Source organism: Anaerobium acetethylicum (assembly GCF_900096945.1).
GTDB lineage: Bacteria > Bacillota > Clostridia > Lachnospirales > Lachnospiraceae > Anaerobium > Anaerobium acetethylicum.
On the sequence record NZ_FMKA01000019.1, the window covers coordinates 1 to 14,001 of the forward strand.

13 protein-coding genes are annotated in these 14,001 nt (G+C 46.1%); all 13 read right to left on the reverse strand.

From position 1 onward, the window contains the following. Positions 1-106: 106 nt before the first annotated feature. The 13 genes from BJR36_RS13355 to BJR36_RS13405 all read right to left on the reverse strand — a co-directional run bounded on the left by BJR36_RS13355 (position 107) and on the right by BJR36_RS13405 (position 13,161). Complete coding sequence (locus tag BJR36_RS13355) at positions 107-1,606, reverse strand: polysaccharide deacetylase family protein (RefSeq protein ID WP_091235217.1); 1,500 nt, start codon at positions 1,604-1,606, stop codon at positions 107-109. Between the two features lie 250 nt (positions 1,607-1,856). Then, positions 1,857-3,284, reverse strand: coding sequence for an Asp-tRNA(Asn)/Glu-tRNA(Gln) amidotransferase subunit GatB (gene gatB, locus BJR36_RS13360; protein WP_091235219.1), 1,428 nt, complete (start codon positions 3,282-3,284; stop codon positions 1,857-1,859). 2 nt (positions 3,285-3,286) lie between these two features. After that, complete coding sequence (gene gatA, locus BJR36_RS13365; RefSeq protein WP_091235221.1) at positions 3,287-4,759, reverse strand: Asp-tRNA(Asn)/Glu-tRNA(Gln) amidotransferase subunit GatA; 1,473 nt, start codon at positions 4,757-4,759, stop codon at positions 3,287-3,289. A 12-nt stretch (positions 4,760-4,771) separates the two neighbouring features. Next, positions 4,772-5,059, reverse strand: coding sequence for an Asp-tRNA(Asn)/Glu-tRNA(Gln) amidotransferase subunit GatC (gene gatC / locus BJR36_RS13370; RefSeq protein ID WP_091235223.1), 288 nt, complete (start codon positions 5,057-5,059; stop codon positions 4,772-4,774). Positions 5,060-5,194: 135 nt separating this feature from the next. Further along, positions 5,195-6,526 (reverse strand): aspartate--tRNA(Asn) ligase, encoded by a 1,332-nt coding sequence (gene aspS / locus BJR36_RS13375; protein ID WP_091235225.1) that lies wholly within the window; start codon positions 6,524-6,526, stop codon positions 5,195-5,197. 283 nt (positions 6,527-6,809) lie between these two features. Next, complete coding sequence (locus BJR36_RS20910; protein ID WP_278276590.1) at positions 6,810-6,944, reverse strand: hypothetical protein; 135 nt, start codon at positions 6,942-6,944, stop codon at positions 6,810-6,812. Positions 6,945-7,106: 162 nt separating this feature from the next. Continuing rightward, positions 7,107-8,321 (reverse strand): LL-diaminopimelate aminotransferase, encoded by a 1,215-nt coding sequence (locus tag BJR36_RS13380; RefSeq protein ID WP_091235227.1) that lies wholly within the window; start codon positions 8,319-8,321, stop codon positions 7,107-7,109. A 128-nt stretch (positions 8,322-8,449) separates the two neighbouring features. Beyond that, complete coding sequence (gene dapF / locus BJR36_RS13385; protein ID WP_091235229.1) at positions 8,450-9,301, reverse strand: diaminopimelate epimerase; 852 nt, start codon at positions 9,299-9,301, stop codon at positions 8,450-8,452. A 99-nt stretch (positions 9,302-9,400) separates the two neighbouring features. Further along, on the reverse strand, positions 9,401-9,940 hold the full coding sequence (locus tag BJR36_RS13390; protein WP_330387934.1) for an ANTAR domain-containing response regulator: 540 nt from the start codon (positions 9,938-9,940) through the stop codon (positions 9,401-9,403). A gap of 66 nt (positions 9,941-10,006) precedes the next feature. Further along, positions 10,007-11,338 carry a type I glutamate--ammonia ligase gene (glnA, locus tag BJR36_RS13395; RefSeq protein ID WP_091235332.1) on the reverse strand — a complete coding sequence of 444 codons (1,332 nt, stop codon included), beginning with the start codon at positions 11,336-11,338 and terminating at the stop codon, positions 10,007-10,009. Positions 11,339-11,597: 259 nt separating this feature from the next. Then, positions 11,598-12,251: a SanA/YdcF family protein gene (locus tag BJR36_RS13400; protein WP_091235233.1), complete on the reverse strand. Its 654-nt coding sequence runs from the start codon at positions 12,249-12,251 to the stop codon at positions 11,598-11,600. 38 nt (positions 12,252-12,289) lie between these two features. Beyond that, positions 12,290-12,466 carry a hypothetical protein gene (locus BJR36_RS20350; protein ID WP_169823700.1) on the reverse strand — a complete coding sequence of 59 codons (177 nt, stop codon included), beginning with the start codon at positions 12,464-12,466 and terminating at the stop codon, positions 12,290-12,292. Positions 12,467-12,663: 197 nt separating this feature from the next. Beyond that, positions 12,664-13,161 carry a hypothetical protein gene (locus tag BJR36_RS13405; protein ID WP_169823701.1) on the reverse strand — a complete coding sequence of 166 codons (498 nt, stop codon included), beginning with the start codon at positions 13,159-13,161 and terminating at the stop codon, positions 12,664-12,666. Between the last annotated feature and the right edge of the window lie 840 nt (positions 13,162-14,001).

Consider the following 14,001-nt stretch of genomic DNA (forward strand, 5'->3'; position numbering starts at 1 on the left):
TGGTACTTAGGCCGCGTACTTTGCGGCCTTACGTACCACTACGTCTTCATCTAAGCGAGAGCGCGCTGCGAATGAACATGTTTTGCATCACGTCCCGATTGTCAAATCAGTCCGGCCTTTTGGGATCGATTACATCCTTCAGGCTGAAGAATTCCGCCAGTCTGGAATTTTTCGCTGTCAGACCGGTTCCGTTCAACAGGATTCTGGTCTGCCTGATATAGTCGGTTCCGATGCTCAGTATATTCTTTTCATCCGTTCCGCAGAAGATGCTGTAACCCTCGCTTTTCAGATAGTCCAGCTTTTCCCCCGGATACTCTACTTCCTTCCCATCGGGATATACATAGATCTCCGTTGTTCCGACAAGACTTCCGACTTCCGCTTCCCATCTCGCATTATCAAGTTCAAGGGTTTCCATGGAGATATCTGCGGTATTCTGGTGCCAGTAGCCATGGGATGCGAACCTCCATCCCGTTTTCAGAAGGCGCGCGGCTATGTTGCTGACCGTGGCTGCATCCTGGGAATATATTCCTGAATCAGTCTTATTGGTGGCATACCCGAATACTCCCTCAAACCCTGTGAGTGCAATTATCCCTTTAGCCCCTCTGTAGGAGAAATCAGGATGCTCTGCCACGAAGGCATCCAGGATTGGAATCACATCATAATCGCCCACAGTTTCTGTTCCGCCATTGTTATAAATGCACTTTACGCTGCCGCCGGCATCCAGTACAAGCCTGTCCGCAAATCCATCCTGCTCTGTATATGCATAATAGTTCACGTCATCTACAGAAAGGATAAAAGGAATCTTTCCTTCCGGAACCATTGGCTTTTCAGGCGAATAGACGACATCCCCGCTGCTGTCCTCCGACATGGACATCAGATCATGAATATCGATCAGGATATATCCCTTTGCATACATCTCCTCAAGTATATTCCTGAACTCTGTGACCGTCACCGCTGTTTTCTCATAAGCATCGGCCATCTCATCCCCATCAAATGCCTTGTCCGGATCGACGATCAGAGACTGCATGGATATATGGGCTACGACCCCCGCATATGCAGCCAGTTCAGACTGCGCCATCTGGTATTTCTCTTTTGCCTCCCGAAGGTTCCCATCCTCAGGATAATGGGCGATTGCCGCCTCAAGCAGGCTCACAGCCTCAGCATAAAAATAGCCTGCCGCCAGAGACTCCGCCTCCTGCAGGTAGGAAGATGCCGTCCTGCCATCATCCTGCATCTCTTCCGTGGATGCGGCTCCGTTGTCTCCCTCATCCGTAGAGTCCAGAACTCCCGCTTCAAGGGTAATCTGCCCCGAAAGGCCCACAAACTTCTCACCGAAAGCTTCCGCTATCCAGCCCCTCATCTCTCCTGCCGATTCCCATGCTGTTTTCAGCACGGTTTTCATGGATACTTCTGTCCCTGCCTCTGCTTCAGCCGATTCTGCCCTGTTCCCGTCAACCTTTGTTTCGGTTTCGCTGACTGCAGCAGGGTCTCCGGTCTGCATTTTATCTTTGAATGCGTCTGAATTTTTCAGGGCATAAATTCCAAAAACAACTGCTGCCATGAGCAGCATACTTCCCGCAAATGAAGCGATATCCTTCAACTTCACTTTCCGATGCACCGCCTTTCTAAACACTACTACTATTATAGATAAAATTCACAGTCAGCACAACCACGCATTTCTATTTTATCAATAAAATATAATGATACCAGGGTCATAAGGTCATGTGTTTCATGCTTGCATGAAAAAACATGACTTTGAGACCCGCAAAACATGAAAAATCCGCCCGAATAGGGCGGATCTCTCCTGTTTTTAGAATTGGTGGAACACAAACTGCATAACAATCCGGTCAGGTATCCTAAAGCAGTTCCTTTAACAGGCTGTTTATCATTCCGGGATCCGCCTTCCCTTTCATGGCTTTCATGGTCTGTCCCACAAGGAAACCGATGGCTTTGTCCTTACCGCCCCTGTAGTCTTCTACTGACTGCGGATTCGCAGCTATGATATCTTCAACTGCCTTGCGGAGTGCCGATTCATCGTTTACGATTCCAAGTCCCTTTTCCTTTACATAAGCTTCCGGGTCTGCATTCTCGTTGAAAACCGCTTCAAATACCGTCTTGGCTACTGTTCTGTTGATTGCATTGGATGCAACCATTTCAATCAGCCTGGCCAGATTTTCAGGCGCAAACGTGATTTCTTCCGGCTCCATGACTTTTTCCTTGAGAAGCCTCATGGTCTCGACCATCAGCCAGTTGGACACTTCCTTTGGCTTGTGGCAGATAGCGGCTGCCGCTTCGAATATGTCGGCCAGTTTTTTCGAGGCGGTTATGATGTCCGCGTCATATTCCGGTATTTCAAATTCCTCGGTATACCTTGCTTTTTTAGCATCCCTGAGTTCCGGCTCTCTTGCCTTTATTTCGGCAAGCCATTCTTCGCTGATCTCTATGGGTGCAAGGTCAGGTTCCGGGAAATACCTGTAATCCTGGGCATCCTCCTTGGAACGCATTGCAAAGCTGGTATCCTTGTTGTCGTCCCACCTTCTGGTTTCCTGGATGACTTTTCCGCCATCTTCCAGCACTTCGATCTGACGCTTTGTCTCTCCTTCGATTGCTCTCGCTATGGCCTTGAAGGAGTTCATGTTTTTCATTTCCGTCCTTGTTCCGAATTCAGGCGCCCCTGCTTCCCTGATGGAAAGGTTGATATCTGCCCTCAGGGATCCTTCCTGCATCTTGCAGTCCGACACCCCCAGATACTGGAGGATGAGCTTCAGCTTTTCAAGATAGGCGATTACCTCCTCGGCAGAGCGCATGTCCGGATCGCTTACGATTTCGATCAGCGGGACTCCGCAGCGGTTATAGTCCACCAGGGTGCAGTCATCCCAGTCGTCATGGATGAGCTTTCCTGCATCCTCTTCCATATGGATCTCATGGATTCCGATTCTCTTCTTCCCTGATGATGTCTCGATTTCGATTCCTCCGTCCCTGCAGATAGGGAGGTAGAGCTGGGACACCTGATATGCCTTTGGAAGATCCGGATAAAGGTAGTTCTTCCTGTCGAATTTGCAGCTGCGGGTTATGCTGCAGCCTGTCGCAAGGCCTGCTGCCATAGCAAATTCCACCACTTTCTTATTCAGTACCGGAAGGGTTCCCGGCATGCCTGTACACACGGGGCAGCAGTGGGTATTGGGATCGCCGCCGAATTCAGTTGTGCAGCCGCAGAAGATTTTCGATTTTGTTGCAAGCTCTACATGGACTTCAAGTCCAATGACAGTTTCGTATGTCTTCATGTCTATTTCCCCTCCTTTTCTTTTATCGGGCTTTCATATTTCCTGGTCTGCTCAAAGGAATATGCCGCCCTTATGATGTCTTTTTCGCCGAACAGCTTTCCTGTCAGCTGAAGTCCGATTGGAAGCTTCCTGCTGTCGAAACCGCATGGCAGGCTTACTGCAGGCAGTCCTGCAAGGTTTGCGGATACCGTGTAGATATCGCCCAGGTATCTTTTCAGCGGGTCGTCCGCATTGGCGCCAATCTCGAGGGCTGTAGTCGGTGCCGTAGGCCCCAGGATTACATCATATTTTTCAAATGCCCTGTCGAAGCTTTCCTTGATAAGCGCCTTTACCTGAAGCGCCTTTTTGTAGTAGGCGTCGTAGTAGCCTGAGCTTAAAACGAAGGCTCCTATCATCATCCTGCGTTTTACCTCGGCTCCGAATCCCTCGCTCCTTGTCTTCTTGTACACGTCCTGGAGTCCTTCGAAATCCGGTGTCCTGTAGCCGTATTTGATTCCGTCATAGCGGGAAAGGTTGGAGCTGGCTTCCGCTGAGGCGATTATGTAGTAGGCAGGAATCGCATATTTCGTCATGTCCATATGGAATTCCTCTACCAATGCGCCTTTTTCCCTGAGTACCTCTGCTGCCGCAAGTATGCTCTGCTTCACTTCTTCATCGATGCCTTCTCCCAGGTAGCTGTCCGGGATGCCGATTTTCATGCCTTTTACGTCGTCAACGAGGGCTTCCGTGAATTTGTAGTCCCCGGCATCCATGCTCGTGCTGTCCTTCGCATCATGTCCCGCGATTACCTCCAGCACTGCCGCGCAGTCCGAGACATCCCTTCCCATAGGCCCGATCTGGTCCAGTGAAGAAGCGAAGGCAATGAGCCCGTAGCGTGAAACCATTCCATATGTTGGCTTGATCCCTGTGATTCCGCAGAATGAGGCCGGCTGTCTGATGGATCCGCCTGTATCGGAGCCGAGGGCAAAAAATGCTTCCTCTGCTGCAACCGCTGCCGCCGAACCGCCGCTGGATCCTCCGGGTACGGTGTTTACATTCCATGGGTTCCTGGTAGGACCATAGAAGGAGGTTTCGGTGGAACCGCCCATTGCGAATTCATCCATGTTGAGCTTTCCGATGATCACGACGCCTGCCGCCTCAAGCTTCTCAACTGCTTCCGCGCTGTATGGCGGCTTGAAATTGCCAAGCATCTTTGAGGAGCATGTAGTCAGCACTCCCTTTGTGCAGATGTTGTCCTTGATTGCAGCCGGAACTCCTGCAAGGGGCGAGTCAGCAAATTCGCCGGCATCTATCTTCTTCTGCACTTCCTCTGCCCTTTGCAGGGCTTCCTGTTCCATTATGGTAACGTAGCAGTTATATGCTCCATCTGCTTCCTTTATCCTGTCAAGCTGGGCCTGAACCGCCTCTTTGACGGTTATCTCCCCTGCCTTTATCTTTTTCCCTAATTCCAGGGCTGTAAGCTTTGTTATTTCCATCCTGCTCTCCCCCTATTCAACAGTCTTCGGCACTTTGAAGCACCCATCTTTGGTTTCCGGCGCATTTGAAAGGATGTTCTCCCTGTCCGGTCCGTTTACGACTACGTCATCCCTGAACACGTTCTTCACAGGGAAGACGTGGGACAGGGGCTCCACCTGATCGGTATCCAGTTCGTTTATGATCTCCATGTAGCTGATGATGCTGCCAAGATCCTTTTTCGCTTTTTCTTTTTCCTCTTCCGTCAGCTCAAGCTTCGCAAGGGCTGAAACATATTTTATGGTTTCATCGGTTATAATCATGCTGTTGACCTCCTTCGATATTGTCAGATTGTATCTGGCCTTGCAGCCATTGAAATTATTCTGTCTTCTGCTTTTTTATTATAGCTGTCCACATGCTGGGATTTTCTGATGCTGTTTGTCCACAGCTGATGGCTCCTATGGCTCGAGTCTGTGCATATCTCTTGGGAAGAGTGTTGTTTCCCTTACATTCAGCTCGTCAAGAAGCTTCATGGTGAGACGTTCAAGACCAATTCCAAGTCCTCCGTGAGGCGGCATGCCATATTTGAATATCATCAGATACGCCTCCATGCCCTCAATTTCCATGCCTCTGTCTTCGATTTTCGAAATCAGCTGGCTGTAGTCATGAATCCTCTGGCCTCCTGTCGTGATTTCCATTCCCTTGAACAGAAGATCGAAACTGAGTGTGAATTTCTGATCTGCAGGATCGTCCATGGCATAGAACGGGCGCTTTTTGGACGGATAATGGGTTACGAAAACGAAGTCCGCGTCATGCTCCTCTTTGAAATACCTGCTGATCAGGACCTCTTCCTCCGGCTCCAGATCATATGGGTTCTTTATCTTCCTGTTATACTTTTCAGATACGAGCTTCTTCGCCTCGTCGAACCTTACTGCCGGAATCGTATCTGTTTTCGGAAGTGTCACGCCCAGCATTTTCAGTTCTTTTCCGTAGTCTTTCTGAAGAAGCTCCATTGCATACTGTAAAAATCCTGCCTCCATGGCCATAATGTCTTCGAACCCGTCGATGAATCCCATTTCAAGATCCAGGCTTGTGTATTCATTCAGATGCCTTGTGGTATTGTGCTTTTCTGCCCTGAATACCGGTGCTGCCTCAAATACCCTGTCGAAAACGCCTACCATGGTCTGCTTGTAGAACTGCGGGCTTTGAGCGAGAACTGCCTTCTGTCCGAAGTAATCAAGTTTGAAGATATTTGAACCGCCTTCAGCGCCTTTCGCAGTAATTTTCGGAGTCCTCACCTCTGTAAAACCTTCTTTATATAAAAACTCCCCGAATCCTCTTACAAGGCCTTCCTGTATTTTGAATTTCGCCCTTTCCCTGGGATTTCTAAGGGATATCGGTCTCAGGTCAAGCTTTGTTTCCAGGGACGTATTCATCTTCCATTTGTTGATAGAGATCGGCATGATTTCTGCTGGCTGCGAAAGCACCCTTAAGGTCTGAATGCGTATCTCAAAGCCGTTCGGAGCCCTGTCTTCCTTTACCGCCGTGCCTTCCACCTCTATTGCGGAGTCCTCCTTGAGCTTCTTGAAATCGAAATCAGTAACTCCCTTTTCAAATACGCACTGTACAAGGCCTTCGCTTTTACGCAGGACGACGAATGCCACATCTCCCATGTCCCTGATGATATGGACGGTGCCGTTGATTTTTATTGTCCTGTCTGTCAGCTCTTCCGCCAGAATGTCACGGATCTCCATTGTTTCTTTCTGTTTGATTCCCTGAATAAATTCCATATTGTACTCTCCTTTTCTTTTCAGGCGGCTTCTCCTGCCTGTTCACTTTTCAAAGCGGATATTCGCAATCCGCTTATGTGGCTATGAAGGACTTAGTCCTGAATAGTTACACATGGACAATTCCTTCCGGGAGATCTTTTTTTTGATATAAAAAAACCCGCCCCTGGAATATTGTCTCATATTCCGGGACGGGATCATTTTTGTTCCCGCGGTACCACCCGCATTGAGGATATGACATTTTAGGAACAGGAATCATTCCTGTCATTTCCTCCACTTTATATACTTAACGCGTACCACGTACACACCTACTGTCATGATTCATATTTTCCGGATATCTTACCAGATAGACCATCTGATATTCCGGCAGAATCATGATTTCAACATGTCTGCTCCAGAGTGTTCCCTTGCTTCGTTCCATCTGACAGCGCTCTCAGTCGGTGGCGCCGTCTTCCTGTCGAGTTCCATAAGTTCGAGTCTCTTTCATTGCATTTTCAATTTGAATTTATTGGATGCCTGGCATCCCGTATATAAAACGCCGTTCTTGCGCGGCAGATTTACCATATTGATACCCTTTATTCTACTAGAGTGCCTTGATTCGTTCGATTGCGGCAAGTGTGTTTTCATAGCTGCCGAAAGCTGTAAGTCTGAAATAGCCTTCTCCGCTTGGTCCGAATCCTGAACCCGGAGTTCCGACTACATTTGCCTTCTCTAAGAGATAATCGAAGAATTCCCATGAAGTCATCTTGTCCGGCGTTTTCAGCCAGATGTACGGTGCATTTACGCCGCCTGATACTTTGTATCCAGCTGACTTGAGTCCCTCTGAAATCACCTTTGCATTATTCATGTAATAGGCAACCTGGTCCTTCAGCTGAGCCTTTCCGGCTTCTGAATAAACAGCTTCTCCAGCTCTCTGGATGATGTAAGGTGCTCCATTGTATTTTGTTCCGTGGCGTCTCGCCCAGAGTGAATTCAAGGAAACGCCGTCGCATTTCAGGTCATGAGGTATTACAGTATATCCAAGACGTACGCCTGTGAATCCTGCATTTTTTGAAAAGCTTTTGAGCTCGATTGCGCATGTCCTCGCGCCTTCGCATTCATAAATGGTATGTGGCACGTTATCTTCTGAAATGTAAGCCTCATATGCCGCATCATAGATGATGACTGCGCCTACCCTGTTTGCATAGTCAACCCATTCCTGGAGCTGGTCCTTGGTAATGGTCGAACCTGTAGGGTTATTCGGGAAGCAGAGGTAGATCAGGTCCGGCGTTTCTTCCGGAATCTCAGGTGCAAAATTGTTTTCTGCGGTACATGGCATATAGATGACGTTGCTCCACTTTTCAGTGATTGAATCGTAAGTACCGGTCCTTCCTGCCATTACATTCGTATCGACGTAAACAGGATACACTGGATCGCAGACAGCAATCTTATTGTCGAGGCTGAATATTTCCTGAATATTTCCCGAATCGCATTTTGCTCCGTCGCTCACAAAGATTTCGCCTATAGAAATATCAGCTCCTCGTGATGCGTAGTCGCCCTTCACGATTGCGCTTCTTAAGAATTCATATCCCAGATCCGGCGCATATCCCCTGAACGTCTCTGCGGCTCCCATTTCATCAACAGCCTTGTGCAGAGAGTCTATAATAGCCGGTGCAAGCGGCTGGGTAACATCGCCGATTCCGAGGCGGATAATTGACGCTTCTGGATTGGCCTCCGAAAACTCCCTTACCTTCTTTGCGATTCCTGAAAACAGATAGCTTCCAGGCAATTTTAAATAATTATCATTAATTTTGTACATGATATCCTCCTTGTTAATAAACCTTAAGGCTGAAACTTTTTCGATTATCCAGTCTCTCAAGGCTGAAACTTTTATTAAACATACACTACTATCAGAGTCAAGTCAACTCTCAGTTGTCTCATCTTTCATTATTCAACTAAAAATTTCTCCAGGTCGATCTCACCGTCGAATACGGTGGTAGCCGGTCCTGTCATATAGACCTTATTTTCTTTCCTGTCCCAGAAAATCTTCAGGTCGCCGCCAAGCAGCTTCACTGTCACTTCATCTTCAGCAAGGCCGTTCAGAACTGCTGCAACAGCTGTCGCGCAGGCTCCTGTTCCACATGCCAGGGTCTCATCCGAGCCCCTCTCCCATACGCGCATTTCCAGCGTATTGCGGTCGATTACCTTTACGAATTCCGTATTGGTCCTCTTTTGGAAAACCTGATGTTTTTCAAAGTAAGGCCCTGTCTTTTCGATTTCCAGCCCCTTCACATCCTCCATAAATACCACTGCATGGGGATTTCCCATTGAAACGCAGGTCATATGGTAAATCGTTCCATTTACCTCTATCGGTTCGTTAATGAGCTGTTCCTTGTCCGATACGACAGGTATGAATGCAGGTCTCAATTCCGGAGCGCCCATATTAACCTTCACGGTATCAACTTTTCCGTCTTTCAGGTACAGATCCAGGTATTTGATGCCGGCAAGGGTCTCGATACTTACTGTGGTCTTGTCCGTCAGGCCGTAATCGTAGACATATTTCGCGACACATCTGATTCCGTTCCCGCACATCTCTCCCTGGGAGCCATCCGCATTATACATATCCATCTTAAAATCCGCCACATCAGATTCTTTTATAAGAATAAGTCCGTCAGAACCGATCCCAAAATTCCTGTTGCTTACAAAAATCGCTGTCTTATTCGGATCCTCTACCTTTTCCTTAAGGCAGTTGACATAGACATAATCATTTCCCAGCCCGTTCATCTTTGTGAATTTCATAATCAAACACATCCTTTCTGATAGATTTCATTCTACCAAAAAACCAATTCTTTGAAAAGCACAGGATAACGGGTTTTTGAGTTTTGATGCTGCTTCTTTTTAATCTCTCATTATACTGAGGATCGATTTCGCCATATCGACCATATTCGACTTGCTGTCCATGCTGCGCTTCTGGATGTACCTGTGGGCATCTTCCTCGGTCATGTTGTTTCGCTCCATAAGCAGGGCTTTTGCCTCCAGGATCAGTTTTTTCTCATCCTCGCTTCGCTCCCTGGGAACCAGTTTCCTCTGTTTGCGCTTCCTGGCCATGGAATTTTCCATCATCTCAAGGGTATCTGTCAGTTCATTGACCTTGAGGGGCATTCCCAGACATATGACGTTCTCAGTGCTGCATTCGCTCCACAGGTGGTGGGATGCGACCAGAAGCATTTCGAATTCGTCCCTCAGATATTCCCTCAACTGTCTGTAGATCATGTCGGAATATTTGTATCCGCAGACTATGATTCCATCGCTCAGACGTTCCGCCGCCTGAATCGCCTGGGCCCCGGTGGTACATACAGCGACCACCGAGAAGCCCTGTCTGACAAGGAGATTCCTTATCTTAACCGCATCATCATGATTTGAAAACACTACAACCATTTTGGTCACTTCATGCACCCCCTTCCTCGTTTTAAACAGTTAGCGTCTGTTTCGATTCAGGCGGGGCTATATCTTATGAAGATATTCCTCTATTTCCCAGCTGGTTACCTGTGCCTTATATGCGTCCCATTCGCCTTTCTTTGCGCCAATATATTTTTCGCATATATGCTTTCCAAGCACGCCCTGTATAAACTCGTCCTCTTCCAGTTCCCTTATGGCCTCTATCAGATTTCCCGGAAGACTTTCAATTCCTGCCTCTTTCTTTTCCTTTTCGGTCATCTTGTAGATATTCACACCGATCGGTTCAGGCGGGGTGATTTTATTTTTTATCCCGTCAAGGCCGGCTGCAAGGCATAATGCAAGGGTAAGGTAAGGGTTTGCCGACGGGTCCGGAGACCGCAGTTCTATCCTTGTGCCCCTTTTGGTAGCCGCCGGAATCCTTATTAACGGGCTTCTGTTCGTTCCCGACCATGCAATGTAGATTGGTGCTTCATAACCCGAAACCAGCCTCTTGTAGGAATTGACAAGGGGGTTGGTCACCGGCATCATTCCCTTTACATGTTTCATGATTCCACCAACGAAATAGCGGCCTTCATCACTCAGCCCCATAGGCTTCGTGGGATCGTCGAAAACATTTACCCCGTCTTTTACAAGCGACATATTGATATGCATTCCTGATCCGTTCACGCCGTGTTTCGGTTTCGGCATGAAGGTTGCATGGAGCCCATGGCGCTTTGCAATCGTCTTCACTACCATTTTGAATGTCATGATATTGTCAGCCGCTATCAGCGCTTCATCATATCTGAAATCTATCTCATGCTGTGCCGGTGCATCTTCATGATGGGAAGCCTCGATCACAAAATCCATGTCCTCGAGAGTCAGGACCATATCTCTCCTTGCGTTTTCGCCAAGGTCTACCGGACCAAGATCAAAATATCCGGCCTTTTCATGTGTAATCGTCGTAGGCTGGCCGTTATCATCTGTATGGAACAGGAAAAATTCGCATTCCGGGCCGACGTCGAAACGGTATCCCATGTCTTCCGCCTCTTTCAGGACTTTCTTCAGCACATATCTCGGATCCCCTTCAAAAGGATTCCTGTCGGTGCCGTAGACGTCGCAGATCAGCCTTGCTACTTTTCCCTGCTGCGGCCTCCACGGGAAAATCACGAAGGTATCAAGATTCGGATACAGGAACATATCTGATTCCTCAATTCTTACAAAACCTTCAATGGAAGAACCGTCGAACATGCACTGGTTATCAAGTGCCATAATCAGCTGGCTCGAAGTAATCGCTATATTTTTAAATGTCCCGAAAATATCTGTAAACTGGAGCCTTATGAACCTTACGTCCTCTTCCTCAACCAGCCTGATGATATCCTGCTTTGTGTATCTGCCCATATCCATCTCTCCTTTTCTTCTTGCTGAATCTATTTTTTCACTGTAATTTATGTAGTTTTCTGTATGCATATCTATTGATACTTCCTATTGTATAGCATAAAGTGGCCTCTTATGTCATTGAACGAGATTTCTTATGACATAAAAAAAGAGGCGCTCTCGTTAAGAGAACGCCTTTGTCCTAACAAGAATGATAACAACGTATTTTTCATTTGTCAATAGGTTTTCATTTTTGCTGATTAATCGTTTTTATTTTTACTTGCTAATCGTTTGTCCTGTCGCCGTCGCCGCTTATAGGGATCTCCTCTCCAAGATAAGTCGGCTCAGGCTCGAACATCACATAAAAAAAGTCCTTCACCCTTGCCAGAATCTCACGGGCTTCACGATAAGTTTCACCCTTGTAGGATTTCGTATCGAAAGCCACGCCGAACGCGTCTATCCCCAGACTTTCCGCGATATACAGGGCGCGGTATAAATGATATTGCTGGGTAACGACAATGATCTTTTCGGCCTTAAATATGTCTCGGGCACGATACATGCTTTCATAGGTAGAAAAGCCCGCGTGATCCATAAAAATATTGCCTGAGGGAATTCCCTTGTCAATGGCATATTTCTTCATGACGTTTACTTCATCATAATCGGCTCTGCCATGATCTCCGCTCATCAGAAGCCTGTCGGATGCGCCCGCTTTCCAGAGTGCGACCCCTTCGTTCAGACGTTCCTCCAGCATCAGGCTGGGCGTCCCATCATCCCTTACGCCTGCTCCCAGTACCAGGATGCAGTCGGCACCTGTTTCCGCTGCCGTCTCTTCCGATATAATCCTGTCCTTTACAGACAGCTTCACATATCCGTTAATACCCAGTAATGCACCGATGCCGGCTGTTGCCGCAATCAGCACAAACATGATTTTTTTCATAAGAATTTCCTCTCCGGTAGCCCCTGATCATAAAATACTTATGAGTTGCTCTCGCTTTCAGACATCAGCTTCAGAATCCTGTTCTCGCACATTTCGCCTTTTGAAAAATCCGGGTGTTCATGTTCCATTTCCGGTTCCGGGCTGAATGACACCCAGTAAGCCGGCACCTGGTGCGCATAACCGCATACGGGGCATTTATAAATATAAGTTTCCATTATTAACCTCCTGAAATTGCAGATAACGCCAGGGGACAGGGCTCCTGACCACTGAGGGATTACCTGCCTGATATAAGCTAAGTATATCATTTAATAGCTATTCAGTCACCATCTTCTGTCAGCTGATTTTTCATACTTCTTTTCCATTGATACATCTCCTTCCTTTCCTGTGTGCCAGCATAATCGTCAGCAGACCCCTATATGCTGATTAATTGAATCCATTTACAGAAAATACCAAACAACAAAAAGCTTATGGCTAACATCAAAGAAATCAGAATCACTATTTTTTTCATTATTGAAACCGGTTTTCTCAGAATCAAGTTTCCAAATTCTGCAACTGTCCCGGCAACGATAATATTCATTCCAAAATCAACACGCCCAGGCATTAACATTTCTGTTCTGATTGATTCCAGGAAACATATGATCAATGTTACTGAAAAGATTATCCTCCCCACAAGGATACATGATTTTCGAAGTTTTATTTCATCATATTTTTTATACACTTTAGAAATATCCAGAAAATTAAGGACCAAAATGAAACTGAAACTGAAATCCGCAATAACTCTGAAAACAACAAATTCTTTATCCAGCCAATTCAAATGAAAAATACTGGATACCACTAAATTCATAAATATTGATAGCACAATGATCATGACTGCTGTTATATATAAATGTTTTTTTTTGATTTGTTTCAACATAATACTCCTTCACTAGTGTGCTGACACATTGGCTCATGAATTAGTCCTCATTTCTTCTATTTTGTCAAATATTATACAGAACACATTACTCTTTTTATCAATCTCTGTCTCATCTACGTTTTCTGAATATAAAAGATACTGGTAACTATTCAGGACTACGTCCTTCATAGTTACAAATGATGCACACAAATTGCAAAATCAGCAATTTGGCGCACACATGTCTCGGGTTTTTATGCAAACTCAGCATAAAAACACCTCGCAAGACAGGGGTTCTGAACAGTTACAATAATGCTTCTTTTTCCCATTCTTGAAATAGTATATTGATAACACGATAAAACTAAAATCATGGATCGTCCTGAAATAACATTCCACACTTTGTATACCATCTGAAGATAATTCCAAGATTTTCTTATGATCCCCTTTGCGAAAGACAACGCCATTTTCACAAAATCCGAATACGCCACTAGATTCGAATTTTTTCCCATATGAATAAATACAAGTCTTTTACATAATAAAAACCATAATGGAATAAAACACCTCATTTACAAATTGTTATATATCTCAATTTTCTATGGCAGTGAATAATTCAAGCTTGTTGATCTTTTTTATTAAGCTCAGACGAAGCATCTAATCATTTTACTTTTTGCTCTTGAATTTATATTTTGATTGTATCAGCGACGAAACGCTACATATAAACAAGCCAAAATTAAATAAAGTCATCACAATCCCTGGCACCTTCTCTTTTGCCATGAATAATATACACATTATCATAAACATTAGTAGAGATAACCCTAATCCTGCATAACTGAATCTTTTCATATAATTCTGTTCCATAAT